The organism is Streptomyces sp. NPDC004610 (assembly GCF_040609715.1).
GTDB lineage: Bacteria > Actinomycetota > Actinomycetes > Streptomycetales > Streptomycetaceae > Streptomyces.
Window position 1 is genome coordinate 102674 of record NZ_JBEXLA010000026.1, and the last position, 25771, is coordinate 128444.

The 25771-nt window shown below is 72.8% G+C and carries 20 protein-coding genes and 2 pseudogenes; 15 read left to right on the plus strand and 7 right to left on the minus strand.

Annotated elements, in window-relative coordinates; all coding sequences use genetic code 11:
- Nucleotides 1-15: 15 nt before the first annotated feature.
- Nucleotides 16-1446: an NAD(P)/FAD-dependent oxidoreductase gene (locus tag ABZX40_RS26880; RefSeq protein ID WP_355743551.1), complete on the minus strand. Its 1431-nt coding sequence runs from the start codon at nt 1444-1446 to the stop codon at nt 16-18.
- A gap of 189 nt (nt 1447-1635) precedes the next feature.
- On the opposite strand from ABZX40_RS26880, the gene trxA reads away from it, so the two are divergent.
- A complete protein-coding gene (gene trxA, locus ABZX40_RS26885; RefSeq protein WP_355743548.1) occupies nt 1636-2010 on the plus strand; it encodes a thioredoxin in 375 nt (124 codons plus the stop codon).
- A 123-nt stretch (nt 2011-2133) separates the two neighbouring features.
- Here the strand turns inward: trxA and ABZX40_RS26890 are convergent, their stop codons facing one another.
- Both ABZX40_RS26890 and ABZX40_RS26895 read right to left on the minus strand, forming a co-directional pair.
- Nucleotides 2134-3165 carry a LacI family DNA-binding transcriptional regulator gene (locus ABZX40_RS26890; RefSeq protein ID WP_355743545.1) on the minus strand — a complete coding sequence of 344 codons (1032 nt, stop codon included), beginning with the start codon at nt 3163-3165 and terminating at the stop codon, nt 2134-2136.
- Between the two features lie 391 nt (nt 3166-3556).
- Nucleotides 3557-4201 (minus strand): annotated as a pseudogene (locus ABZX40_RS26895) (helix-turn-helix domain-containing protein); the annotation flags it as partial.
- Nucleotides 4202-4331: 130 nt separating this feature from the next.
- On the opposite strand from ABZX40_RS26895, the gene ABZX40_RS26900 reads away from it, so the two are divergent.
- The 4 genes from ABZX40_RS26900 to ABZX40_RS26915 all read left to right on the plus strand — a co-directional run bounded on the left by ABZX40_RS26900 (nt 4332) and on the right by ABZX40_RS26915 (nt 11336).
- Entirely contained in the window at nt 4332-4895 is a 564-nt protein-coding gene (locus ABZX40_RS26900) for an NADPH-dependent FMN reductase (RefSeq protein ID WP_355743542.1), read from the plus strand.
- Nucleotides 4896-5320: 425 nt separating this feature from the next.
- The gene (locus ABZX40_RS26905) at nt 5321-7543 is read left to right on the plus strand and encodes an MMPL family transporter (RefSeq protein ID WP_355743539.1); all 2223 of its coding nucleotides are present in this window, start codon (nt 5321-5323) and stop codon (nt 7541-7543) included.
- Between the two features lie 102 nt (nt 7544-7645).
- A complete protein-coding gene (locus tag ABZX40_RS26910; protein ID WP_355743536.1) occupies nt 7646-8173 on the plus strand; it encodes a hypothetical protein in 528 nt (175 codons plus the stop codon).
- 316 nt (nt 8174-8489) lie between these two features.
- Nucleotides 8490-11336 carry an AAA family ATPase gene (locus ABZX40_RS26915; protein ID WP_355743533.1) on the plus strand — a complete coding sequence of 949 codons (2847 nt, stop codon included), beginning with the start codon at nt 8490-8492 and terminating at the stop codon, nt 11334-11336.
- A gap of 326 nt (nt 11337-11662) precedes the next feature.
- Here the strand turns inward: ABZX40_RS26915 and ABZX40_RS26920 are convergent, their stop codons facing one another.
- Together ABZX40_RS26920 and ABZX40_RS26925 are read right to left on the minus strand one after the other, a co-directional pair.
- Complete coding sequence (locus ABZX40_RS26920) at nt 11663-12346, minus strand: alpha/beta hydrolase (protein WP_355743530.1); 684 nt, start codon at nt 12344-12346, stop codon at nt 11663-11665.
- A 199-nt stretch (nt 12347-12545) separates the two neighbouring features.
- The gene (locus tag ABZX40_RS26925) at nt 12546-13295 is read right to left on the minus strand and encodes an SDR family oxidoreductase (RefSeq protein ID WP_355743527.1); all 750 of its coding nucleotides are present in this window, start codon (nt 13293-13295) and stop codon (nt 12546-12548) included.
- Between the two features lie 202 nt (nt 13296-13497).
- Here ABZX40_RS26925 and ABZX40_RS26930 point away from each other — a divergent pair, with 202 nt between their 5' ends.
- From ABZX40_RS26930 to ABZX40_RS26955, 6 genes and pseudogenes are all read left to right on the plus strand, one after another.
- Nucleotides 13498-14487: an AraC family transcriptional regulator gene (locus ABZX40_RS26930; RefSeq protein ID WP_355743524.1), complete on the plus strand. Its 990-nt coding sequence runs from the start codon at nt 13498-13500 to the stop codon at nt 14485-14487.
- Between the two features lie 160 nt (nt 14488-14647).
- Entirely contained in the window at nt 14648-15280 is a 633-nt protein-coding gene (locus ABZX40_RS26935) for a TetR/AcrR family transcriptional regulator (protein ID WP_355743521.1), read from the plus strand.
- Nucleotides 15281-15392: 112 nt separating this feature from the next.
- Nucleotides 15393-16208 (plus strand): annotated as a pseudogene (locus tag ABZX40_RS26940) (amidase family protein); the annotation flags it as partial.
- A gap of 218 nt (nt 16209-16426) precedes the next feature.
- A complete protein-coding gene (locus ABZX40_RS26945; RefSeq protein ID WP_355743518.1) occupies nt 16427-16645 on the plus strand; it encodes a hypothetical protein in 219 nt (72 codons plus the stop codon).
- Between the two features lie 158 nt (nt 16646-16803).
- Entirely contained in the window at nt 16804-18174 is a 1371-nt protein-coding gene (locus tag ABZX40_RS26950; protein ID WP_355743516.1) for an SPFH domain-containing protein, read from the plus strand.
- A gap of 50 nt (nt 18175-18224) precedes the next feature.
- A complete protein-coding gene (locus ABZX40_RS26955; protein WP_355743513.1) occupies nt 18225-18671 on the plus strand; it encodes a type II toxin-antitoxin system PemK/MazF family toxin in 447 nt (148 codons plus the stop codon).
- Between the two features lie 82 nt (nt 18672-18753).
- Here the strand turns inward: ABZX40_RS26955 and ABZX40_RS26960 are convergent, their stop codons facing one another.
- Nucleotides 18754-19557 carry a TIGR02452 family protein gene (locus tag ABZX40_RS26960; RefSeq protein WP_355743510.1) on the minus strand — a complete coding sequence of 268 codons (804 nt, stop codon included), beginning with the start codon at nt 19555-19557 and terminating at the stop codon, nt 18754-18756.
- A gap of 312 nt (nt 19558-19869) precedes the next feature.
- On the opposite strand from ABZX40_RS26960, the gene egtA reads away from it, so the two are divergent.
- From egtA to egtD, 4 genes are read left to right on the plus strand one after another with little or no spacing between them, the layout of a single operon-like run.
- Nucleotides 19870-21159 carry an ergothioneine biosynthesis glutamate--cysteine ligase EgtA gene (gene egtA, locus ABZX40_RS26965; protein ID WP_355743507.1) on the plus strand — a complete coding sequence of 430 codons (1290 nt, stop codon included), beginning with the start codon at nt 19870-19872 and terminating at the stop codon, nt 21157-21159.
- A gap of 2 nt (nt 21160-21161) precedes the next feature.
- Nucleotides 21162-22496: an ergothioneine biosynthesis protein EgtB gene (gene egtB / locus ABZX40_RS26970; RefSeq protein ID WP_355743504.1), complete on the plus strand. Its 1335-nt coding sequence runs from the start codon at nt 21162-21164 to the stop codon at nt 22494-22496.
- On the plus strand, nt 22496-23302 hold the full coding sequence (egtC, locus tag ABZX40_RS26975; RefSeq protein WP_355743501.1) for an ergothioneine biosynthesis protein EgtC: 807 nt from the start codon (nt 22496-22498) through the stop codon (nt 23300-23302). The genes egtB and egtC overlap by 1 nt, the downstream gene beginning before the upstream one ends.
- A complete protein-coding gene (gene egtD, locus ABZX40_RS26980) occupies nt 23299-24261 on the plus strand; it encodes an L-histidine N(alpha)-methyltransferase (RefSeq protein WP_355743498.1) in 963 nt (320 codons plus the stop codon). Before egtC ends, egtD begins: the two co-directional genes overlap by 4 nt.
- A 133-nt stretch (nt 24262-24394) precedes the next feature.
- Here the strand turns inward: egtD and ABZX40_RS26985 are convergent, their stop codons facing one another.
- Nucleotides 24395-25657 (minus strand): extracellular solute-binding protein, encoded by a 1263-nt coding sequence (locus tag ABZX40_RS26985; protein WP_355743495.1) that lies wholly within the window; start codon nt 25655-25657, stop codon nt 24395-24397.
- Nucleotides 25658-25771: the final 114 nt, after the last annotated feature.

Sequence of the window (25771 nt, forward strand, 5' to 3'; positions counted from 1 at the left end):
GGCCGTCGGGCACCGTCAGCCCCGATACGCCTCCAACAACCGCAGCCACACCTCGCTCAGCGTCGGGTATGACGGGACCGCGTGCCACAGGCGGGAGAGCGGGACCTCGCCGGCGACGGCGATCGTGGCCGAGTGGATGAGTTCTCCGACGCCGGGGCCGACGAACGTGACCCCGACCAGGGTCTCCCGGTCCAGGTCGACGACCATCCGGGCGCGGCCCTGGTAGCCGTCGGCGTACAGCCCGGCCCCGGCGACCGACGAGAACTCGACATCCACGGCCCGGACCTGACGGCCCGCCTGCTCGGCCTCCGCGAGGGAGAGTCCGACGGCGGCGGCCTCGGGGTCGGTGAAGACCACCTGCGGTACGGCGGCGTGGTCGGCGGTCGCCGCGTGCGCGCCCCAGGGGTCGGTCTCCAGCAGCGGTACGCCCTGGGCGCGGGCGGCGATGGCGGCGCCCGCGATCCGGGCCTGGTACTTGCCCTGGTGGGTGAGGAGCGCCCGGTGGTTGGCGTCGCCGACGGCGTAGAGCCAGTCGCTGCCCTCGACCCGGAGGCTGTCGTCGACCGGCAGCCAGGAGCCGGGTGCGAGGCCGACGGTGTCCAGGCCGATGTCGTCGGTGCGCGGGGCGCGGCCGGTGGCGAAGAGGATCTCGTCGGCCTCGATCCGGTCGCCGTGGTCGGTGTCGACCAGGACCGTGCCGCCCTCGCGCGCGACGGCGGTCACGGAGGTGCCGGTGCGCAGCTCCACCCCGGCCTCGACCAGCGCCTCGGCGACCAGTTCCCCGGCGAAGGGTTCCATCCGGGGCAGCAGGCCCTTGCCGCGCACCAGCAGGGTGACCTCGGAGCCCAGCGCCCGGTAGGCGGTGGCCATCTCGGTGGCGACCACTCCCCCGCCGACCACCACCAGCCGGTCCGGCACGGACTGGGAGCTGGTGGCCTCCCGGCTGGTCCAGGGCCGTACGGCGGCGAGGCCCGGCAGGTCGGGCAGCTGGGCGCGGGTGCCGGTGGCCACGGCGACGGCGTGCCGGGCGGTGAGGTTGGTGAGGGTGCCGTCGGGGCCGGTCACGGTGACCGTGCGGGGTCCGGCGAGGCGGCCGTGGCCGCGGTACAGGTCGGCGCCGATGCCCTCGACCCAGGCGACCTGGCCGTCGTCCTTCCAGTGGGAGGTGTAGTCGTTGCGGTGGGCGAGGACCGCGGGCGCGTCGAGGTCGCCCTGCACCAGGTGGCGCAGTCCGGGCACCTTGCGGGCGTCGGAGCGGGCGATGGCCGGCCGCAGCAGGGCCTTGCTGGGCATGCAGGCCCAGTAGGAGCATTCGCCGCCGACCAGCTCGCTCTCCACGATCGCCGTGGAGAGTCCGGCCGCCCGGGTGCGGTCGGCCACGTTCTCCCCCACGGGACCGGCTCCGAGCACCACGACGTCGTACACCTGGGAATCCGTTTCCGTCATGGGGCCAGTCTGGTGGGTGGTGTGCGCGGTGGCCACACGGGTACGCGGGCCGGTACGCGCGTGTGCCACAGCCGGGGCACGGGCAGGCGAGCAGGCACGTGCCGTACGGAAGAGCGGACGGAATAACGCGACGGTCCGGCGGTGTTCCCCGGACGATTTCCCCGACATCAGGAAGCAGGGATTCAGGTCATGAGCAGCACTGTCGAGCTCACCAAGGAGAACTTCGACCAGACGGTCAAGGAGAACGGGTTCGTTCTGATCGACTTCTGGGCGTCGTGGTGCAGACCGTGCCGTCAGTTCGCGCCGGTCTATGAGCGGGCGGCGCAGGACAACCCCGATCTGGTGTTCGGCAAGGTGGACACCGAGGCGCAGCCGGAGCTGGCCGCGGCGTTCGACATCCGGTCGATCCCGACCCTGATGATCGTCCGGGACCAGGTCGCGGTGTTCGCGCAGCCCGGCGCGCTGCCCGAGGCCGCCCTGAAGGACGTCATCGGCCAGGCCCGGAACCTGGACATGGACGAGGTCCGCAAGGCAGTGGCCGCCGAGCAGTCCAAGGCCGAGTAATCGAGGGCCGGGCAGCCCAAGGCCGGTAGTCAGGGCCGGGCAGTCAGTCCAGGGGCGGGCAGCCCGCCGCGGCGCAGAGCGGCGAGCCGTACCCGCCGACGGCGCGGCGGCGGGTGCGTCGGGTCAGCTGGAGTCGCGGTGGACCACCGCGGCTCCCAGCACGTCCCGGATCTCGGGCGGCCCGGCGGGGTCCCGGACCGCCCGGTCGACGAGTTCGGCGATGATCCGGCCGGCCGGGAGATCGATGTGGACGGTGCTGAGCCGGGGCCGCAGCAGCCGTCCGAGCATCAGATCGTCGGCGCCGATCAGCGCGGTGTCCTCGGGGATGCGGACGCCCTCGTCCTGGAGGGCGCGCATCAGGAGCATCGCGTACTCGTCGTTGTAGGTGAACACCGCGTCCAGGTCGTAGGCCGGCCAGTCCGCGGCGAGTCGGGCGGCGGACTCCTCGGTGTAGGCGAGGGGCAGCGGCGCGACGGTCGCTCCGCTGCCGTCGAGGGCGCGGCGGACGCCGGTGAGGCGGGGGCGGGAGAAGCCCTCCAGGCCCGGTTCCTCGGGGACGACCACCCCGATCCGGCGCCGTCCCCGGGCCAGCAGATGCGCCCCGGCGGCCCGGCCGACCTCGTCCTGGTCCATCAGCAGCGCGTGGGCGCCCTCGACGGTCTCCGGTCCGAGGGTGACGACGGCGCGGGCGCCGGCCCGTTTCAGGATCGCCACCGCCTCCGGTCCCGTCCCGGTGTCGGGGACCAGTACGGCGACGGGCCGCAGCTCCGCCCAGGCGCGGGCGGCGTCGTCCCCGCTCAGACCGAGGGTGCCGTACTGGACGACGGTGTAGTCGAGCCGGCTGACCGCCCACTGGAGTTCGCTGAGGAAGCGGCTGTGGAGCGGGCCGACCGGGATGGTCGGTGAGGGCATCAGCACGATCCGGCTGTGCCCGGCGCGCAGACTGCGGGCCGCGGCGTGCGGGACGTAGCCGAGTTCCTTCGCCGCCTCGTGCACCCGGCGGCGCGTGGGTTCGCTGATGCGGACCGCGCTGGTGTTGTTGAGTACGTACGAGACGGTCGCGCGCGAGACTCCGGCGAGACGAGCGACATCGGCGCTCGTGGGCACGGATCCAGGCGTGGGCGTGTTCGGTATCTGCACCATGACGTACGGCATCTTGGCAGAGGCCGGAGGCCGGGTTTCGCGCGGGTTCGGGTTGTTTTCCCTTGGACTTTCCACGCGCGTAGGTGAGGGGTCATCCGCCGGGAAGGAGAGGTTCGTCCGTTCTGGCGCGGGGGGTCCGGGCGGAAAGCGGGTCGGTACCGAACCAGGTCGGCACCGGGTCGGCACCGGGTCGGCACTGTGGGGACACTACAGAAGGGCGCTCCGGGCAGGCGTGGGCCGGTCAGCAGGCCCCGGCGCCGCCCGCCGCCGCCGGGAGGCTCTCCGAACCCGAACCCGAACCCGAAGCCGAACCCGAAGCCGGACCCGAAGCCGAAGCCGAACGCGAACCCGGACCCGAACCCAGACCCGAACCCGGGCTCGCGGTCACCGGTTCGCCGCCGATCACCCGGTTCACCAGGTCCTCCCAGCCCGCCTCCAGCCGCTCCACCGGCATTCCGCAGTGCCGGGTCAGATGGTGGACCAGGCCGGGGCTGAGGTGGGCAAGCAGCACATGGGCGAGCAGGTCGGGGTCGCCGTCCGGGACGGCCTCGCGCAGCAGCAGCGCGACATGGCCGTGCAGCAGTCTGCGGGGCGGCAGGTCGTAGCGGCGCTCGGCGCTGGGGGGCTCGGCCGCCAGTTGCAGTTCCAGGTCGTCGGCCGAGCGGCGGAGCACGGCGAGACCGAAGGCGCGCAGCCGCTCCTCGGGCGGGGCGCCGGGGCCGAGCGGGGGCGGGCCACCGAGGAAGGCGGCCTGGAACTTCCGCTCCGAGTGGTCGAGCAGGGCGGTCAGCAGGCCCGTGCGGTCGCCGAAGCGGCGGAAGACGGTGCCCTTGCCGACCGAGGCCGCCGCGGCCACCGCGTCCATCGTGAGCCCGGCGGCGCCGTGCTCGGCCACCAGGGCGGCGGCGGCCTCCAGCAGCCTGGCCCGGTTCCGTGCCGCGTCGGCGCGCAGACAGGGTTCGTCGTCGGCCGATCCGAGCTGGAGCAGTTCGGCGTCGTCGGCGGTGCGCTCCTGGGGCGCCCCGAAGGGCGGGATGGTGGCGGACATGAAGCCAGCGTAAAGCATCGGGAATGAAACTGGACCGTGGTCCGCTTAGGGTGCTACAACATAAACGGACCCCGGTCCGGATATGACAGCAGTGTTTCCGTCACGTTTCAGCACCCCCCTGGAGTTCCCCATGTCCGTTCAGTTCCTCGCGCTCGTCGGCAGCCTCCGGGCCGGCTCCCACAACCGCCAGCTCGCCGAGACCGCGGTGAAGCTGGCCCCGGCCGGCACCACTGTCCAGGTGTACGAGGGCCTCGCCGACATCCCGTTCTACAACGAGGACATCGACGTACCGGGCAGCGTCCCCGCCGCCGCCCAGAGGCTGCGGGACGCCGCCGCCACGACCGACGCCTTCCTGTTCTTCACGCCGGAGTACAACGGCACCATCCCGGCCGTGCTGAAGAACGCCATCGACTGGCTGTCCCGCCCCTACGGCGGCAGCGCCCTCAGCGAGAAGCCGGTCGCCGTGGTCGGCACCGCCTTCGGCCAGTACGGCGGCGTCTGGGCGCAGGACGAGGCCCGCAAGGCGGTCGGGATCGCGGGCGGCAAGGTGCTGGAGGACGTGAAGCTGTCCATCCCCGGCTCCGTCACCCGGTTCGCCGAGACCCACCCCGGCGACGACGCCGAGGTCGTCGCCCAGCTGACCGAGGTCATCGAGCGGGTCCACGGGCACGCGGGGGCGACCGCCGCCGCGTAACGCGTCCCGCGGGCAGCGCGGTAACTCCCGTACCCCCCACGCCCCCGCACCCCCTGCCCCCCCGCACACCCCGCATCCCTGCGCCTGATGAGGGCCGGAGCTTTTCGCTCCGGCCCTCTTTCGTGTGCCTGAGGAGGCTACGGACCGGCCACCGACCGTCAACAAACGGACAGCGAGCGGCATTTCGGCATCCTGTCCACCCCCTGTGACCGAGGTCACCTCTGCACAAGCGAACTCATCCGGCGTTCCCGCGTCTTGTGGGCGTCCATCGCTCACAGACGTTAGAAACCACCAGATAATGCCCGAATTGATGAGGCTCACGCCTGCCCTCCACCAGGCGCCGCACTCGGCTCGCACCACCTCCCTCCCTGCTCTCAACTGCCTTACTGGCAGCGGCACTTGCTCGCTGCGGAAGGGATAGGCGCATGTTCCACCGTGTGGCAGAACTGGCCGTCCGCAGACCCAAGGCCATCCTGATCGTGGCCGCACTGCTCGTCGCCGCGATGGGGGTCGTCGGTGCGGGTGCGTTCGGCAAACTCGTCGGCGGCGGCTTCGACGACCCCGACTCCCAGTCCACCCGGGCCCAGCGGCTCATCGACGAGAAATTCGGCGGTGAGACCAATCTGGTCCTGCTGGTCACCAGCCGGGACGGCCGGGTCGGTGACGAGGCCGCCCGCGCGGACGGCGAGGAACTCGTCGCCGCCCTGCGCGAGGAGGAGACCCTCAGCAACGTCGTCTCCTACTGGGACACCGACAGCGAGGCGCTGGTCTCCGAGGACGGCTCCGCGGCACTGGTGGCCGCGCATGTCGAGGGCGACGAGGCGACCCGCGACCAGCACGCCCACGACATCATCGAGGCCTACTCCGGCCAGCGCGACGGCCTCACCGTCCGCGCGGGCGGCGGTACCGCGGTCAGCGCGGAACTCTCCGACCAGGTGCTGAAGGATCTGCTGCTCGCGGAGATCATCGCGGTGCCGCTGACCCTGCTGTTGCTGCTGATCGTGTTCGGCGGGGTGGTCGCCGCGCTGCTGCCGCTGGTGATCGGCACCATCGCGGTGGCCGGGACCTTCGCCGAACTCGCCCTGCTGGGCGGCGCGACGAATGTGTCGATCTTCGCGGTGAACCTCACCACCGCCCTCGGTCTCGGCCTCGGGATCGACTACGCGCTGCTGATGATCAGCCGGTTCCGGGAGCAGCTCGCCGCCGGGGAGACGGTGGCGGACGCGGTCCGGGCGACCGTGCACACCGCCGGGCGGACCGTGGTCTTCTCGGCGGCGACCGTGGCCGTGGCGCTGACCGCGCTGCTGGTGTTCCCGCAGTACTTCCTGCGGTCGTTCGCCTACGCCGGGGTCGGGGTCGTGGTGATCGCGGCGGTCGGCACGCTGTTCGTGATGCCGGCGCTGCTGATGCTGCTCGGCCACAAGGTCAACAAGGGCCGCATCCCGCTGCCGAAGCGCTCCGGGGGCGGGCACCGGGCGCCGTTCTGGGGCCGGCTCGCCGGTGCGGTGATGCGCCGGCCGGTGCTGACCGGGCTGCCGGTGCTGGCCGTGCTGCTGCTGGCCGCCGCCCCGCTGCTCGGGGTCACCTTCGGCACCCCCGACGAACGGGTGCTGCCCGAGGACGCCGAGAGCCGCCAGGTCTCCGCCGCCCTGCGCGCCGACTTCGCCGGGGACGACGAGGCGGCCGTCCAGGTCGTCGCCGACGGCGACATCGGCTACGCGGCGCTCGACGCCTACGCCGAGTCCCTCGCGAAGCTGCCCGGGGTGAGCCGCGTCGAGGCGGCCACCGGCACCTACACCCCGGACGACTGGCAGGCCCCCGGCCCCGCCGCGCAGGCCCTGGAACGACCGGACGCCATGCGGGTCAGCGTGATCGGCACGGCGGCCCCGAAGTCCGAGGACGCCCAGGCCCTGGTCGGCACGGTCCGCGCAACCCCGGGCCCCGAGGGCGCCACGCTCACCCTGGTGGGCGGCGGGGACGCCGAACTCGTCGACACCAAGGACTCCATCGCCGACCGGCTGCCGCTGGCGGGCGGGCTGGTCGCGCTGACGACGTTCATCCTGCTGTTCCTGTTCACCGGCAGCATCGTCCAGCCCGTCCGGGCGCTGCTGCTGAACATCGTCAGCCTGGCCGCCGCGATCGGCGCGATGACCTGGATCTTCCAGGACGGCCATCTCAGCTCCCTGCTCGGCTTCACCCCGCAGCCGATGGACACCTCCATGACGGTGCTGCTGTTCTGCATCGCCTTCGGACTGTCCATGGACTACGAGGTGTTCGTCACCAGCCGGGTCAAGGAGCTGCACGACCACGGGGAGACCACCTACACCGCCGTCGTCAACGGCCTCGGCCACACCGGGCGGATCGTCAGCGCCGCCGCCTGTCTGCTCGCCGTCGGCTTCTTCGCCTTCGCCACCGCGCAGGTCAGCTTCATGCAGATGTTCGGCCTCGGCAGCGGTCTGGCCATCCTCATCGACGCGGTCGCGGTACGCGGGGTGCTGCTGCCCGCCGCGATGCGCCTGCTGGGCCGCACGGCCTGGTACGCGCCCGGTCCGCTGCGCCGCTTCCACGACCGGTTCGGCCTCAGCGAGAGCGGCCCGGCGCCGGCCGGCGCGGGCACTCCGCGGACCGACGTCCCGTCCGGGGTCTGAAACCCCGCCGTCTCTCGTTCCTCTTCTCTCCACCTTCGTACGGGGCCCAGGTTCCGCACGCCCTGAAACCCTCGAACCCTCGATCACTCGGAGAACACACCCATGCGCAAGTCCACCCTTGTGACCCTCGCCGGCGTCGGCCTCGGCGCGCTGCTGCTGACCGGCTGCGGCGGCGACGACTCCGGCGACGACAGCGCCGCCGCCTCGCCCTCGGCCTCTCCCTCGGCCACGGCTCCCGCCGCGGACACCGCCACCTCCCCGAGCCCGAGCGGCTCCCCGGCCGCGAGCGCGAGCGACGGCGCGGTGAAGCTGGACGGCGGCTGGCTCGGTGAGTCGGATGTCGACCAGGTGGCCATGATCATCCAGGGGCAGACGGTGATGCTCGCCTTCCAGAGCAATGACGGCAAGACACGGCACGCCTGTGACGGTCTGCTCAAGGAGACCGCGATCACCCTGAGCTGTGTCGACAAGAACAGCACCGACCGGACCAACGGCACGGTCGAGATCTCCAGCGGCGACAAGCTCGCCATCGCCTGGGAGTCCGGCAAGAAGGATCTGCTCACCAAGAGCGGTGACGGGGAGCTGGACTACTCGCAGTGGGGTCTGCCCTCGCCGCCCGCCGCGAGCTGACCCGACCGACGGCACTTGAGCCAAGGCCGGGGCCGGGTGTCGGGGCCGGGTGTCGGGGCCGGGGGCCATGGATCCCGGCCCCGGTGGATCCCGGCCCCGGTGGATCCCGGCCCCGGTGGATCCCGGCCCTGGCGGGTCGTGGCCCCAGTGGATCATGAGGCTGGCGGTCCGGCGGATCGCAGGAATCACGGCCCCGGCCCACCGCTTTGACGGACCCTCACCCTATGATGTGACGCAGTTCACACAGATTTCACCGAACTTTCCTTCTCCCCCACCGTCCTGTCGCTGATCCAGCTCGACCACGACGGGAGGCACCATGTCGTCCCCATCACCGCCGGCCACGGCGGACGGCCGGTTCGACGACGCCGACGGCAGCGCGGCCGAGGGCCCCGGCATACCCCCGGCGGGCCGCCTGGTCGGCCGTACGGCGGAGCTGGAGCTGTTCGACGAACTGCTCGGCTCGGCCGCCACCCGGGGCACCGCGCTGATGCTGACCGGCGAGGCCGGGGTGGGCAAGAGCGCGCTGCTGGACGAGGCGGCGGCCCGCGCCGAACAGGCCGGTTTCCGGGTACTGCGGGTGGTCGGCTCGCAGTTCGAGCAGAGTGTCAGCTTCTCGGCGCTCAACCAGCTCCTCCAGCCGCTCGCCGGTCATATCGCCGCCCTCCCCGAACGGCAGGCGGGCATCCTCCAGGCCATCCGGGGCCTCTCCGACGAGCAGCCCGCCGAACTCCTCGCGGTCACCAACGCCGTCCAGGTGCTGCTGAACCGGACCACCGCCGAGGGCGGGCCGCTGGCGCTGGTCATCGACGACGTGGCCTGGCTGGACCGGCCCAGCGCGGCCGTGCTGGCGACGGTCGCCCGCTATGCCCGCACCAACGCCATGGTGCTGCTGGCCGCCGCCCGCACCGGCGACGAATCGTTCCTCAGCAGCACCCGCATACCCCGGCACGAGGTCCACCCGCTGGACGAGCACTCCGCGCACGCCCTGGTCGAGGAACGCTTCCCGGCGATGACCGCCCGGGTCCGGCACCGGCTCGTCACCGAGGCGGGCGGCAACCCGCTCGCCCTGCTGGAACTGCCGGTCACCCTCAACGAGGCGCAGCAGACCGAGCGCGGCCCGCTGCCGGCCGTGCTGCCGCTGACCGAACGGCTCAAGGCGATCTTCGCCGTCCGGGTGGGCGCGCTGCCCGAGGCGACCCGGCGGCTGCTGCTGCTCGCGGTGCTGGACGGCTCCGGTGATCTGCACATCCTCCAGCGGGCGTCGAGCGGCGGGAGCGCCGCGCTCGGTGAGCTGGGCCCGGCCGAGCGGGCGGGGCTGGTGCAGGTGGACGCGGTGACCGGACGGCTGGTGTTCCGGCATCCGCTGACCCGCTCGGCGGTGATGGAGTGGTCGACCAGCGAGGAGCGGCGCTGGGGGCATCTGGCGCTGGCCGGGGAGTTCCCGGAGGGGTCGGAGCACCGGGCCCGGCATCTGGCCGACGCGGCGGTGGGCCCCGACGACGAGGTGGCCGCGCTGCTCCACGAGGTCGCCTACAACACCCTGCGCCGGGGTGACGCGGTCGGCGCCATCACCACCCTGCTGCGCGCGGCCGAACTGTCCAGCACCGGGCCGCTGAAGGGCCGCAGACTGGCCGAGGCGGCGTGCATGGGCGTCAACATCACCGGCGACCTGCGCAGTGTCCGCGCGCTGCTGGACAACGCGGCGCTCGCCGACCCGGTGGGCGCCGACTCGCTGGCCGCGGCGGTCGCGGCGGCCGGGCAGCTGCTCAACGGCGAGGGCGACGCCGACACCGCCCACCGGCTGCTCGTCGGCGCCGTCGACAACCATGTCCAGGGCGGCGGCGAGGTCGATGACATCGTCGTCGACGCCCTCCACATGCTGCTGATGCTCTGCCACTTCGGCGGGCGGCCCGATCTCTGGGAGTCCTGGGAGAACGCGGTGGCGCGGATCGGGCCGCTGGCCCCCGACACCCTGGTGCCGGTGGTGTCCGGGGCGTTCGGCGACCCCGCGTACCGGGCGTCTGAGGTGCTGGACGACCTCGACCGGCTGATCCCCGGCCTGTACCGGGAGACCGACCCCCGGCGGATCATCCGTACCGCCACCGCCGCCTCCTATGTCGACCGGCTGCCGGGGTGCCGCAGCGCGCTGCGCCGGGTCATCGACGACGGGCGGGACGGCGGGGCCATCACCTCGGCTATCGAGGCGCTGTTCCTGCTGGGCAACGACGCCTACTACACCGGTCAGTGGGACGACCTGACGGAGGTCGTGGACGAGGGCCTCCAGTGGTGCACGGCGTACAGCTACCGCATGACGGCCCATGTGGGGCACTTTCTGCGGGGCATGCTGGCCGCCGCGCGGGGCCGGGAGCAGGAGGCGCGGGAGCTGGCCGACCGGCTGGTGTCCTGGGGCAATCCCCGGGGGCTGGGCTCGCTGCGGATGTACGGGGCGCACATCGGGGCGCTGTCGGCGCTGGGCGGCGCGGACTTCGAGGCCGCCTACCGTCGGCTGCGGGCGGTGACCACGCCCGGTGAGCTGCCCCGGCATCTGGCGCACAGCCTGTGGCTGTTCTTCGACTTCACCGAGGCCGCGGCCCGCACCGGGCGGCACGCCGAGGCGCTCGCGCACATCGCGGCCGTCAAGGAGGCCGGGGTGCCGTCGCTGTCCCCGCGGCTGGCGATGCTGACGGCGGCGGCGGAGGCGATGGCCCAGCCGGACACCATCGACCACGAGCTGTTCGCCGTCGCCATCGACTCCCCCGGCGCCGAACGCTGGCCGTTCGACTGGGCGCGGATCTGCCTGGCGTACGGGGAGCGGCTGCGGCGGGCGAAGGCGGCGGTGGCGGCGCGGACGCATCTGGACGCGGCGCTGAGCACGTTCCAGCGCCTGGGCGCCGAGCCGTGGAGCGCGCGGGCGGCGAGCGAACTGCGGGCCACCGGGGTCGCGGTGCGCACCACGGGTCCCGGGGCGGAGCGGCTCGCGCTGCTCACCCCGCAGGAGCAGCAGGTGGCGCAGCTGGCGGCGACCGGGCTGACCAACAAGCAGATCGCCGCGCAGTTGTTCCTGTCGCCCCGGACGGTGGCGGCGCATCTGCGCAATGTGTTCCCGAAGCTGAATGTGACATCCCGGGCGGGGCTGCGGGACGCGCTGAGCGGGCAGTCGTAGCGGGGGGCGCGGGACGGACGGTCGGGGCGGGGGGCGCGTCAACCGGCGGCCGTGGCGGGGGCACGCTGAGCGGGTGGTCGTAGCGCAGGACGCAGAGAGCGGGCGGTCGTAGCGGGGGGAGAGGCGCGTGAACGGGCGGCCCTGGCGCGGGCGCCTGAGCAGGTGGTCGTAGCCTGAGGCGCCTTGAGCGGGCGGGCGCGGCGTGACGCGCGCCCGTGGCCTCGATGGCCCGGGTGACGGTACCGCGCTCGCCCGACTCGGCACCGACAAGCGGCCGGTCCGCTGAACGGCCGGCCGCTTGGGGAGAGGGAGAGGAGCCGCGGGGATCAGGCGGTGGCGGCCTGCTTGATGATCTCGGCGACGGCCTCGGGCCGGGAGACATAGACCGCGTGGCTGCCCGGGACCTCGGTGACCGTGGCCCCGGCCCGCTCCGCCATGATGCGCTGGGCGGGCGGAGGAATCATCTTGTCGTCGGACGCCACCAGGTACCAGCTCGGCTTGCCGGCCCAGGACGCCTCGGTGACCGCTCCGTTGAGGGCGTCGAGACCCCACGGCACCTGGGAGTCGGCGAGGAACTTGGCGTCCTCGGCGTCCAGGTCGGCGGCGAACGCCTCGGCGAACTTGTCGCGGTCCAGGAACAGATAGCCGTTCTGCGGGGGCAGGATCGGCGGAACCGGGGCGCCGGGGGGCGGGTCGGCGATCAGGGAGCTGACGGACTCGCCCTTGTCGGGGGCGAACGCCGCGATGTAGACGAGCGCGGCGACCTGGTCGTGCAGACCGGCCTCGGTGGCGACGACACCGCCGTAGGAGTGGCCGACCAGCACGACGGGTCCGTCCTGGGCCTCGATGACCTGGTGGGTGGCCTTGACGTCGCCGGCGAGGGACTCAGTGGGGTTCTGCACGATGCTGACGTTGAACCCTTCACGGGTGAGGATGCGGTGCACCCCCTGCCAGCCGGAGCCGTCGACGAAGCCCCCATGGACGAGGACGATGTTCTTGACGGTTGCCATGTGATGGCTCCTTTTGCGGTGTATCTGTTAGGGCAGGAACAAGCTAGGTCTCACCGAGTACCCCGGCTTCGTTAAAATGACCTAGTTGAGCTGCCGAAACCGCCGGTCCGGCCGCCTTTCTGTACGGCGTCTGAACACCTTCTCAAGAGCTGGCAAAAACTGTGGGCGATTCCCGTCCGCCGCCGTCCCCGGGTCCGGTCTACGCGTTCCAGCCGCCGTCGACGTCGAGATCGGTGCCGGTGATGTAGGACGCGTCGGGACCGGCCAGGAACCCCACCGCGGCGGCGACCTCCTCGGGGCGCGCATAGCGGTGGAAAGGCGCGAGGGAAAGCAGCACCTTTCCGATCTCGCTCTCCTGCGGAATTCCCATGTCGGTCAGCGCGAAGGCGGACACGACCGTGTTAACGGTGATCTCACGCGGGGCGAGTTCATGGGCCCAGGAACGCCCGTACGCGCTGATGGCGGCCTTGGTGGCGCCGTAGTCGCCGAATCCGCCGGCGAATGCGCGCCGGGCGGAGACACTGCCGATGGAGATGATCCGGCCGCCGTCCGGCATGTGCCGCAGCGCCTCGGTGGTGGTGGTCACCACACCGTGCACATTGATGTCCCAGAGTCGCCGTGACTCCTCCTGGCTCAGCGATCCCAGGGGGCCGCCGCCGGCGAACACGGCCGCGTTGTTGACCAGGATGTCGATCTGCCCGAAACGCTCGGCGACCTCGGCCACGAGACCGATCGCCTCGTCGCGGTCGCCCTGATCCGCGCGATAGGCATGGGCCCGTACGCCGAATTCCTCGATTTCCTTCGCGACGGTCTCCGCCTTGTGCGCGGATTTCTCATAGCTGAGCGCCACATCCGCTCCGGCCGCCGCCAGCCGCCGGGCCGCGGCGGCGCCGAGCCCCCGGCTCCCGCCGGTCACGAGGGCGACCTTCCCGCGCAGGTTCTTCTCCATGAAATGCCTCGGCCTTTCCGTCTTTCCGTTCCGGTGCCGTACGGCCGCGGAGCCGCTCCGCGGCGCTTCCATGCTCGGCGGCGGTCGGCCCCGCGTCTTTCGCCCCGGCGCGCGGACCTTGCCGGGCGGCGCACACCTGCCGCCCGCACCGCCGGCTTCCGGCAACCCGCCCTCACCGAACGCCTCTTCGATACGATGAGGTGTGTATTCCTGTGGTGAGACGGCGGAGATCTCCTCGGTCGGCGACTGGGACGAGGTCTTCTCGGAGGTGCACGGCGCGAGCCGGATCAGCGTGCGCGATCCGCGAGCGCCCTGGTCGAGCGAGCTGCACTGGCAGCGGTCCGGCGCCTACGGCCTCGCGATGTGCGACGGAGGCCAGGAACTGGTCTCCCGGGACGCCCGGCACATCCGCAGCGACCCCCGGGGCACCTACGAACTGCTGGTGCCGCTCGCCGGTTCGGCCTGGGTCGAGCAGGGCGGCGCCGGCACCGAGCTGGGCGCGGGCTCGATGGTGCTGTGCGACATCGACCGGCCGCTGACCTTCGCCCATGACGCCGGGTTCCGGTCCGTCTCCTTGATCGTGCAGGGCGACAGCATCACCCGGCGCAGTCCGGCGGCGGCCCGGCAGCCCCGGCTGCTCACCGGCGACCGGGGCCTAGGACGGCTCGTCCGGCAGATGGTGGCGACCCTCCAGGAGGAGCGGACGGCGTTCTCGGAGACGACGTTCGACCTCGCCTGCGACCGGCTGCTGGACCTGGTGTGCCTGGCCGCCGAGGGCGGCACCGACTCGGCGCCGGCCGGGCAGCGGGCCACGGTGGAGGCGTCGATCCGGCGCTATGTGCGCGAGCACGCCGACGAGGACGGCCTCGGGGTCGCCTCCATCGCGCGGGCGCTCGGCTGGTCGACCCGCTATGTGCAGCAGGTGCTGCGCGCCGCCGACACCACCCCCCGGGACCTGATCCGGCGGGAGCGGCTGAATCTCGCCAAGAGCCGGCTGGCGAGCCCGGCGTGGGGCAGCCATTCGATCTCCCGGATCGCCCACTCCTGCGGCTTCGGCAGCCACGCCTCCTTCACGACGGCGTTCCGCCAGGAGTTCGGCCTGACCCCCACGGAGACCCGCCACGGGGCGTCCCGCCCGCTGTCCCCGCTCCCGGGGGCCGGCGGGGATCCCGGTACGGATCCCACCGGCTGACCCGCGGAGCGGCCCCGACCCGGCCTGCCGCCACCACGGCCCCCCTCCCCCCACCCGCTCGGTTGTACGATGTCCGAAACCGGACCATCCTCCGGTAAGCACGGCGGGGAGGCGGCCGGAGGGGTCGGCCGACCCTCGTCGATCGATCCGGGGAGCCCCGATGCCCGAACAGCCGCGTCCCGCGACGGCGACCGACGCCGCCGCCGCACCGGGCCCCGCCCGGCCCGTCCGCGCCCACGCCCGGCGCAACCGGGAGAAGCTGCTCGCCGCCGCCCTGCACGAGTTCAGCGCGGCCGGTGACAACGCCTCCCTGGGCGGCATCGCCAAGGCCGCCGGGGTCGGGATCGGCACCCTCTACCGGCACTTCCCCAACCGTGAGTCACTGGTTCTGGCCACCTATGAGCACGAGGTGGAGCAGCTCTGCTCGGGCGCGGCGGAACTGCTGGACACCCTGCCCGCGGACGAGGCGTTCCAGGAGTGGATGCGGCGGCTGGCGAGCCTGCTGGTCACCAAGCAGCAGATGTCCGAGGCGCTGCGGGCGTTCGGCCCGCACGACACCTGGGAGTCGGCGACGTACACCAGCGTCTACACCACCATCGCCACCCTGGTCGAGGCGGGTGCCGCCGCGGGGCGCATCCGGGACGACCTCACCACGGCGGATGTGGTGCTCGCGATGAGCGGACTGCTCCGGCTGGATGTCACAGGCGACTGGCGGGGCCAGGCGGACCGCCTGATCGCCCTGCTGATGGACGGACTACGGACGGGGGCGAGGACGCAGGGCGCACACGGCTGAGCCCCCTGTCCCCACCCGCCGCTGGGCCCCTCGTCCCCGCCGGGCGCCCCCCATCCTCCCAACCCCACCCCCGCAAGCCCTCCCCCACGTTACCGTTCGGTAGAAACCCCGCGGCGTCCCCGTCGCGGCGAAGGACGACACGGACGTGGCGGGCGAGCCCAGCGCCTTCGGCTGTACGGCCCTTCCCGCCGACCACCGAGGACAGCGAGGCGGTCCGGCGGCTGCGCGCGGCCGGGGCCGTTGTCGTCGTAGTGGTAGTCGTCGTCGGCAAGACCAACACCTGTGAGCTGAGCCAGTGGCCGTTCACCGAGGGGCCCGCGTTCGGCGCCACCGCAATCCCTGGCACCTGGGCCACGCCCCGGGCGTGTTCGGCCGCCGCCGTGGCCGCCGGGCTGGTCCCGGCCGCGCTCGGGTCGGACGGCGCCGGCTCGGTACGGATCCCGGCCGCCTGGACCGGCCTCGCCGGGGGCAGAAAGAGCGCCGAACCTCATCGCCAGGATGACCCGAACGACAGACCCCAGCCGCAGCACGGCCGGATGTCCACCCGGCCGTACGGCGAGTCCGTCCAGCGCATCACCGTCAACCGCACCCTCGCGGACACCGCCCCGCTGCTGGACGTGGCGAGCGGCAACCATCCGCGCGACCCGCACCGCCCGGCGCCGGTGAGGGCGCTGGAGGCGGCTCGCCGCGACCCGGGGCGGCTGCGGATCGCGGCGAGCCGCCGAAGCCGCCGTTCACCGCGTTCCCGGCCCAGGTCACCGCGCTCGCCGAGCATCTCGCCGCGTCGGGCCACGAGGTGACGCGGGCGCATCCGCCGTACGGACGGATCGGGCCGACGTTCGTGCCGCACGCCACCGCCGAGCGGGTCCGCGAGGTACTGGTGCCCGGACTCCTCGACCGGCCCACCCAGGACGCCGCCCGCCTCGGATGACTGCTCGACGGCGTGCCCCGGCGGGCGGATACGGCCCTGCGCCAGAGTGAACGTCCCCGCCGGGTGCGCCGGTGACGGGCTGCCGGTCGGGGCGCAGTCGGACCGCTGCTGGTGTCGCCGGAGGCGGGGCCGGGGCGGCCCGAGCGGTGGCCCGCGGTCCGGACCGCCCCGGATTCCCCGGCCGGTTGGGCGCGTTGGACCCGTACTCTGTGACCATGGACGATACGTCGATGGTCGGGCTCATGGGACGCGTCACCGGCACGATCGGTCCCGGGCTCGTCGGCGAGGTGATCGTCCGGGTGCGCGGCGGCGCCGAGCACTTCCTCGCCTACCCGGCGACGGGCACGGACCGGATCGAGCGGGGCACGGTGGTGATGGTGGTGGAGTATCTGCCACCGCGCACGGTGTATGTCTCGGCCATGTACGGGAGCTGACCGCCGGGGGCGTTCGCACCAGGGCGACCACAACCGTGTACCGAGCGCGCAACAGCCTCAACCTCCCGCTAGGCAGGGGGCGTTGGGCGGCTTCACACTCCCCTTACATCCGGTGCCCCGTCCTGGGCACCATCCGGCACCTGGGGGGTGCTTTGCCGATGACCGTCGGCTTGGTGGTGGGGGTGGCGTTCGCCGCCGTCCTCGTTCTGATCATCGTCTTCAAACTGATGTGGCGTGTCGCCGAACCCAACGAGGCGCTCATCATCTCCGGCTCCAAACACGCCCTGGAGGGCCTGGAGGAGGGGATGGGATTCCGTATCGTCACCGGGCGGGGCACGCTGGTGCTGCCCGGGGTGCAGGCGGTGCGCAAGCTCTCCCTCGACCTCAACCAGACCGAACTGCATGTGGACTGTGTGACGCATCAGGGCATCCCGCTGAAGGTGCGGGGTGTCGTCATCTTCAAGGTCGGCGACGACTTCGTGTCCATCGCGAATGCCGCCCGCCGGTTCCTGGACCAGCAGAAGCTGATGGCGGAGCGGGTGCACACGGTGTTCGCCGGTCATCTGCGGGCCATCGTCGGCGGGCTGACCGTCGAGGACATGATCCGCGACCGGGAGAAACTGACCGGTCAGGCGCGGGCGGCCTGCGGTACCGAGATGGAGAAGCTGGGTCTGATCGTGGACTCGCTCCAGATCCATGAGATCGAGGACCCGACCGGGTACATCAAGAACCTCTCCGCCCCGCACACCGCCGCCGTGCACCGGGACGCCCGGATCGCCCAGGCGGAGGCCGACCGGCTGGCCACCGAGGCCGAGCAGTTGGCGTTCGGGCGGATGGCCCAGGCGACCCGGGACAGCGAGATCCTCAAGGCCGGGTACCAGGCGGAGCAGGACAAGGCCGCCGCCAAGGCCCGGCAGGCGGGGCCGCTCGCGGAGGCCGCCGCCCGGCAGGAGGTGGTGGTCCAGGAGACCCGGGTCGCCGAACTGGTCGCACAGCGGCGCGAGCAGCAGCTCCAGGCGGACGTCCGCAAGCCGGCCGACGCCAGGGCGTACGAGCAGCGCACGCTCGCCGAGGCGGAGCGGGACGCGATGATCTCGGTGGCCGAGGCGCGGGCCAAGGAGACCCGGGCGACCGGCGAGGCCGAGGCCGCCGCCGCGCAGGCCAAGGGACTCGCGGAGGCGGCGGCGATGCGTGCGAAGGGCCTCGCCGAGGCCGAGGCGATCAAGGCGCGGGCGGCGGCCCTCGCGGAGAACCAGGAGGCGGTGGTAGCCCAGCAACTCGCCGAGAACTGGCCGCAGATCGTGGAGGCGGGCGCGTCGGCCTTCGGCAATGTCGACAACATGGTGCTGCTCAACGGCGCCGACGGCATGGGTGAGTTGTTCGCCAAGGCGCTGACCATGGGCGGCACGGGTCTGGGCCTGGCCCGGCAGTTGCTCACCACGATGAACGACGGCCAGAAGGGCCCGCATCTCAACGGGAGTTCACCGGCGGTCCCGCTCACCGAGAAGGTGGCGGTGGACGACGCCTGACCGCGTCGGCCGTCCGGCACGGACACGGGGGTGCCCCTTAGGGTGCCCCCGTGACTGCGTACACCGATGAGAACGCCCCGGGCCGCTCCGGGCCCTTCGCCACCGTCGAGGCCGACCCCCGGGTCATCGGGCCGGTGCGGACCGAGTACTCGCCCGCGCACGACGGCGACCCCGATCCGGGTGAGGTGGTGTGGACCTGGGTGCCCTTCGAGGAGCGGGACGGGCGGGGCAAGGACCGGCCGGTGCTGGTCGTCGCCCGGGAGCCGGGCGGGAGCTTTCTCGCCGTGCAGTTGTCCAGCAGGCGGCACGAGGGCGAGCGGGACTGGGTGGCGATCGGGAGCGGGCCGTGGGACCGGTCGGGGCGGGAGTCGTGGGTGGACACCGACCGGGTGCTGCGGCTGTTCGAGGCGGGGATGCGCCGGGAGGCGTGCGCGCTGGACCGGATGCGGTTCAACGCGGTGCGGCGGCGGTTGCAGGAGCGGTACGGGTGGAGGTGAGGGCCCCGTCTCCGCGCCACGGTCGGGGCCCGGCTCCACGCCACGGTCGGGCCCCGGCTCCACAAGCACTGGCGTGCCCGGCTCAGGCGAACGTCTCCTGGAACGCCCCCAGCGTCGCCCGGTCCTTGGCGCGGTCCAGGATCGCGAAGGTCACCGTGTCGAAGCGGTCGGCGAAGGGGGCGTCCAGGAGCAGGGCGCGGAAGGTGCCCGCGACCGTGGCCGGGTCGTTCTGGAACACCCCGCAGCCCCAGGCGCCCAGCACCACCCGCCGGTAGCCGTGGGCCGCCGCCACCTGGAGGACGCGTGCGGCGCGGGAGCGCAGGGCGCCGGGGATGAGGGGCGCGCGGTCGGGGGCCGTTCGGCGGATGACTCCGGCGTTGGGGGCCGGGGAGGTGAGGAAGCCCGCGGTGAACGGGGTGTCCAGGAGGGCGCCGCGGTCGTCGCGGAAGACGGGGACGCCGGGTGAGTGGATGACGCGGTCCGTGTAGAACGGGTCGCGGTGGTTGCGGTGGTGGTCGTAGTACTCCGGGGCCCGCAGCAGGCAGGTGTACAGGGCGGAGGCCCGGCAGAGGGCCTCTTCCTGGGCCTGGGCGCCGTTGAGGTAGCCGCCGCCGGGGTTGCGGGCGGAGGCGAAGTTCAGGACGGCCGTGCCCTCACCCAGACGGCGGGCGGCCTGGAGGCTGCTCTCACCGGTCACCTCGATGGTCGTGGTGGTGGCGGGCGCGGCCGGGACCGCCACCGGGTCCGGGCCGTACAGCCGGGTGCCGTCGGCGGCGCGGGCGATCAGGGCGCCGAGGTCGTGGTCGCGGCCGGTCGCGGTGCGGTAGCCGCCCGTGACCACGATCCGCTCGGTCTCCTGGGCGAGGGCGCGCAGCCGGGCGCTCATGGCGCCACCCCCGTGGACGCCATGACCGCGCCGCTCGCGGCCGGACCGCCTCCCCCGCCGGACCCGGCGCGGCCGGGTCCCCCGTAGTGCTGCCCCGTCGTGCTCATGGACCGATCCTGAGCGATGCTGGTGAGGCGGTGCAACGGAGTTTCCCGCTCGGCAACGGCTGCCCAACCCAGGGTTACCGGGAGAGAACGGCGCATTACGCACTCTTGTGCGGGACGCCGGAAAGGTTTTGGGTGGGACGGGTGCGCCGCCGCGGGCCGGTCGGTCCGAGGTGGCGAGATGGTGGCATCTCAGGAGGATCACCACATGTCCGATTCGGTAAGTGACTGTACGGAAATCCGCACCGCTGTCACGGAAGCCGACGTCGAGGCATTGGTCCGGGGCATCTGTTTCAAGACCGGACCGCCCCGGACCGTCGGCGTCGAAGTGGAATGGCTCGTCCATGAGCTGCGAACCCCGTGGCTCCCCGTGACACCCGAACGACTCGAAGCGGCCTATGCCGCACTGCGGACCCTGCCTCTGAGGTCGGCGCTCACCGTCGAGCCCGGCGGTCAGCTGGAGCTCAGCTCACCGCCCGCCGCCTCCCTGATGGAGTGCATCGGTACCGTGTCCACCGATCTCGACGCCGTCCGCGCGGCTCTGCGCGAGGACGGCCTGAGTCTGATCGGCTTCGGCAGCGACCCCTGGCATCCCCCGCGGCGCTTTCTGCGTGAGCCGCGCTACGACGCCATGGAGACCTGCCTCGACCGCACCGGCCCGGCGGGCCGGGCCATGATGTGCACCTCGGCCTCGGTACAGGTCTGCCTGGACGCCGGATACGAGGAGCCGGGGCCGCTCGGCCTCGGACGGCGCTGGTGGCTGGCCCATCAGCTGGGCGCGGTCCTGGTGGCCGCGTTCGCGCACTCCCCGATCGCCGGGCGCGCGGCCACCGGCTGGCACTCCACCCGGCAGCGGATGTGGATGGACATCGGCGCCGGCCGGGCGGGCGCACCCGCCCCGGACGGCGACCCGCGCACCGCCTGGGCCCGGCACGTCCTGGACTCCCCGGTGATGTGCGTACGCCGGGACAGCGGGCCCTGGGAGGTCCCGGAGGACCTGTCGTTCCGGGAGTGGACCCGGTCGGCGGCGCCACCGACCCGCGGCGACCTCGACTACCACATCTCGACGCTGTTCCCGCCGGTCAGACCGCGCGGCCATCTGGAGCTGCGGATGATCGACGCGCAGCCCGGCGACGACGGCTGGCGGGTGCCGCTGGCGGTGACGACGGCGCTGTTCGACGATCCGGCGGCGGCCGAGACCGCCTACCGGGCGGTGAAACCGCTGGCGGAACGGGCGCTGGCGCTGCCCGCGCCCCACAATCCGCTGTGGATCGCCGCGGCCCGTGAGGCGCTGGGCGACCCCGAGCTGCACGAGGCGGCCCGGATCTGCTTCGCGGCGGCGGTCGAGGCCCTGCCCCGCCTGGGCGCCACCACCGAGATCATCGACGCCGTACGGGCGTACCAGGAGCGCTATGTGATTCCGGGCCGTACTCCGGCCGACGAGCTGCTCGACCAGGTGGGCGGTACGGCGCACGGCCCGCGCGGGGAGGACCAGTGACCATGACGCACGAGACGACCGGCGGACCCGCCTTCGACGGGGAGGCGCTGCGCACCCGGGCGCTGGCCTCGCTGCTCGCCGCCCGGGACCGCACCACGCTGCTCACCTCCTGTGTGGAGGAGCCGGAGCTGACCGCGCAGCACTCACCGCTGATGTCGCCGCTGGTGTGGGACCTGGCGCACATCGGCAACCAGGAGGAGCAGTGGCTGCTGCGGGCGGTGGCCGGGCAGGACGCCCTCCGCCCCGAGATAGACAGCCTCTACGACGCCTTCGAGCATCCCCGGTCGGCACGGCCGGCACTGCCGCTGCTGGCACCCGGGGAGGCCCGGCGGTACGCGGCCGAGGTGCGCGGGCGGGCCCTGGATGTGCTGGAGTCGGCGGCGTTCCACGGCACGACCCGGCTGACCGAGGCGGGTTTCGTGTTCGGGATGATCGCCCAGCACGAGCAGCAGCACGACGAGACCATGCTGATCACCCATCAGCTCCGGGCCGGTCCGCAGGCCCTGACCGCCCCCGATCCGGCGCCCGCGCCACTGCTGACCGGCCCCGCCGAGGTGCTGATCCCCGGCGGCCCGTTCACCATGGGCACCTCCACCGAACCCTGGGCGCTGGACAACGAACGGCCCGCGCACCGGCGGGACGTACCCCCCTTCCACCTCGACACCACCCCCGTCACCAACGGCGCCTATCTGCGCTTCATCGAGGACGGCGGCTACGACGACCCGCGCTGGTGGGCGCCGGACGGCTGGACCCACATCCGCCGCACCGGCATCCACGCCCCCCAGTTCTGGCAGCGGGACGCCGGGCAGTGGCTGCGCCGCCGCTTCGGCACCGTCGAGCCGGTGCCGCCCGACGAGCCGGTGGTCCATGTCAGCTGGTACGAGGCCGACGCCTACGCCCGCTGGGCCGGGCGGCGGCTGCCCACCGAGGCCGAGTGGGAGAAGGCCGCCCGTTTCGACCCGGCGACCGGCGCCTCGCGGCGCTACCCGTGGGGCGACGCCGATCCGGCGCCCGAGCACGCCAATCTGGGGCAGCGGCATCTGCGCCCGGCACCGGCCGGGAGCTATCCGGACGGCCGGTCGGCGTTCGGGGTGCGGCAGCTGATCGGGGATGTGTGGGAGTGGACGGCGAGCGACTTCCTGCCGTACCCGGGCTTCACCGCGTTCCCGTACAAGGAGTACTCGGAGGTGTTCTTCGGGCCCGGCCACAAGGTGCTGCGGGGCGGTTCGTTCGCGGTGGACGAGGTGGCCTGCCGGGGCACCTTCCGCAACTGGGACCTGCCGATCCGGCGGCAGATCTTCTCCGGGTTCCGCACCGCCCGCTCGGGGGCCGTCTGATGTGCCGCCATCTGGCCTATCTGGGGCCGTCGGTGCCGCTGCGGGCGCTGCTGACGGAGCCGGAGCACAGTCTGCTGCGCCAGTCCTGGGAGCCGCGCCGCCAGCGGCACGGGACGGTCAACGCCGATGGCTTCGGGGTCGGCTGGTACGCGGAGGGCGATCCGGTGCCGGCCCGCTACCGCCGGGCCGGGCCGATCTGGGGCGATGTCTCACTACCGGATCTCGCCCGGGTGGTGCGGACCACCGCCCTGCTCGGCGCGGTACGGGACGCCACGCTGCCGGGGGCCGACAGGGAGGCGGCGGCGGCCCCGTTCGCCGCCGGGCGCTGGCTGTTCAGCCACAACGGGTCGGTCGCGGGCTGGCCCGACGCGCTCGCCCCGCTGGCCCGTGAGGTGCCGCCGGTGGCGCTGCTGTCACTGGAGGCGCGCAGCGACTCGGCGTTCGTCTGGGCGCTGGTCCTGGACCGGCTGCGCGCCGGGCAGGAGCTGGGCGGGGCCCTCTCCGGAACGGTCCGGGCGGTCGCCGCGGCGGCCCCGGCGTCCCGGCTGAACCTGCTGCTCACCGACGGCACCGCCATCGCCGCCACCGCCTGGGGCGACACCCTCTGGTATCTGTCGCGGCCGGGCGACGGCACGGTCGTCGCCTCCGAGCCGTACGACGACGATCCGCGCTGGCAGGAGGTCCCCGACCGGACGCTGCTGGTGGCGCGACGCGCCGATGTGCTGCTGACCCCGCTGAAGGAGCGGACCCCGGCCGCGGGGCACGCCGAGGCGGCATCCCCATCCCGCAAGGAGTCCCGTACGTGAGCCCGTTCGACGTGTCCCGCACCCTGCCCGAGAACGCCACCGGGGCCGCGCTGCGCGCGGATGTCCTGCACGGTCTGACCGCCACCCCGAAGACCCTGCCGCCCAAGTGGTTCTACGACGCCCGGGGCAGTGAGCTGTTCGAGCGCATCACCGAGCTGCCCGAGTACTACCCGACCCGCGCCGAACGGGAGATCCTGCGCACCCGCGCCGGGGAGATCGCGGCGGCGGCCGGTGCCCGCACCCTGGTGGAGCTGGGCTCGGGCTCCTCGGAGAAGACCCGCCACCTCCTCGACGCGCTCACCGGCGTCGAGGTGTACGTCCCCGTCGATGTCAGTGAGAGCGCCCTCACCGGGGCGGGGCGGGCGCTGGTGGCCGAGCGGCCGGGGCTGCGGGTGCATGCCCTGATCGCCGATTTCACGGCCTCGCTGTCGCTGCCGGGGACGCCGGGGCCGCGGCTGCTGGCGTTCCTCGGCGGCACCGTCGGCAATCTGCTGCCCGCCGAGCGCGCGGAGTTCCTGGCGTCGATCCGCGCGCTGCTGTCCCCCGGTGACGCCCTGCTGCTGGGGACCGACCTGGTGAAGGACGAGGGCGTCCTGGTCCGTGCCTATGACGACGCGGCCGGGGTGACGGCCTCGTTCAACAAGAACGTCCTGCTGGTCGTCAACCGTGAGCTGGGCGCCGATTTCGACCCCGGCGCCTTCGACCATGTGGCCCTGTGGGACGCGGAGCGGGAGTGGATCGAGATGCGGCTGCGGGCCCGTACCGCGCAGACCGTGAAGCTGCCCGCGCTGGATCTCGCCGTGGACTTCGCGGCGGGCGAGGAACTGCGCACGGAGGTGTCGGCGAAGTTCCGGGAGGACGGCGTCCGAGCGGAACTGGCCGCCGCCGGGCTGGACCTGACCCACTGGTGGACGGACCGGGAGGGCCGGTTCGCCCTGTCACTGAGCGTGGCGCGGTGAACGCGGCGCGGTGAGCGTGGCGCGGTGAATGTGGCGCGGTGAATGTGGCGCGGTGAACGAGCGGCGGGGAACCGGATATCAGTACGTGGTACCTGGTATCCGGTTCCCCGCCGCGATCCGCCGTCCGGTCCGGTCATCCGGGGCTGGACAGCGCCTCGGTGATCTCGTTCGACGCCTGCTCGGCCGCGGTCTCCGCGTCGGTGCCGGTGAGGACCTTGGTCATGTACGTCTTGATCGGGTTGTCCGCCTCGACCTTGGACCACTCGGGTGTGGAGGGGGTCGCCCGGCCCTGGGCGGCGCCCTCGGCCATGGCGGCGGCGCCCTCCTCGCCGGAGAGCGCGGAGGCGAGGCTCGCCTTGTTGGGGACGTAGTTCATGGTGCGGGCGAGTTCGGCGTTCCACTTGGCGCCGGCCAGCATCTCGATCACCGCGATGGCGCCGTCCCGCTCGTCGGCGTGGCGCGGGATGATCAGGTCGGAGCCGCCGGTGAAGACCGCGCCCGGCTCGTCGGCGGTCTTGCCCGGCACCGGGAAGTAGCCCAGCTTGCCCTTGAGGTCGGGGTTGCTGTCCAGGATGGCCTGGGCGCTGCCGGGCACCGCGATGATCTGGGCGACCTGGCCCTCGGCGAAGACATCGGTCAGCGGCGGGGTCTGCTCGTCGGCGTCGACCGGTCCGGCGCCGAGGCCCTGCAACTGCTGGTAGAACTCCATGCCGCTGAGCGCCTCCGGGGTGGCGAGCGAGCCCTCCCAGACGGCGCCGTTCTCCACGGCGAGGTCGCCGTCCTCGTCCCAGATGAATCCGGCGAGGGTGTACCAGTCCTGTCCGGCGAGGTAGATGCCCTGGTTGCCGTCGGTGTTGAGTTCCTCGGTGGCCGCGAGCCACTCCTCGCGGTCCTTGGGGGGCTCGGTGATGCCGGCCTCCTCGAAGAGGTCCTTGCGGTAGATGACCACCCGGTTGGCCGCGTACCAGGGGATGCCGTACTGGTGGGAGCGGAGCTGGCCGGGCTCGGCGAGACCCGGCAGCCAGTCCTTGCTGCCCCAGTCGCGCACCGACTCCAGGGTGAGGTCCAGCAGCCGTCCCCCGTCGACATAGGTCGGGACCTGGGTGTTGCCGACCTCGATGACATCGGGGCCGTCGGGGTCGTCGGTGCCGGGCTTCAGCGCCTCCTCCACCTTGGGGCCGATCCCGGTCCACTGCTGGATCTGGATGTCCAGGGCGAAGTCGGGGTTCTGGTTCTCGAAGTCCTCGGTGAAGCGGTCCAGGAATTCCTGGGACGCGCTGTCCTTCATCAGCCACACGGTCACGGTGCGGCGGTCCGAGTCGGAGCCGGGCAGCAGACCGCAGCCGCTCACCAGGGAGGCGGATACGCACACGATGGCCAATAGGCGACGTCTCACGAGGGTCGTGTCCTGTTCTTTCTGACGCACAGGGAAAAAAGACCCGATGTGGGGGGACGAGCGAGGCTCGTACGGGTGTGGATGGATTTTGGTATGTACCAATGCCCAGGTCAA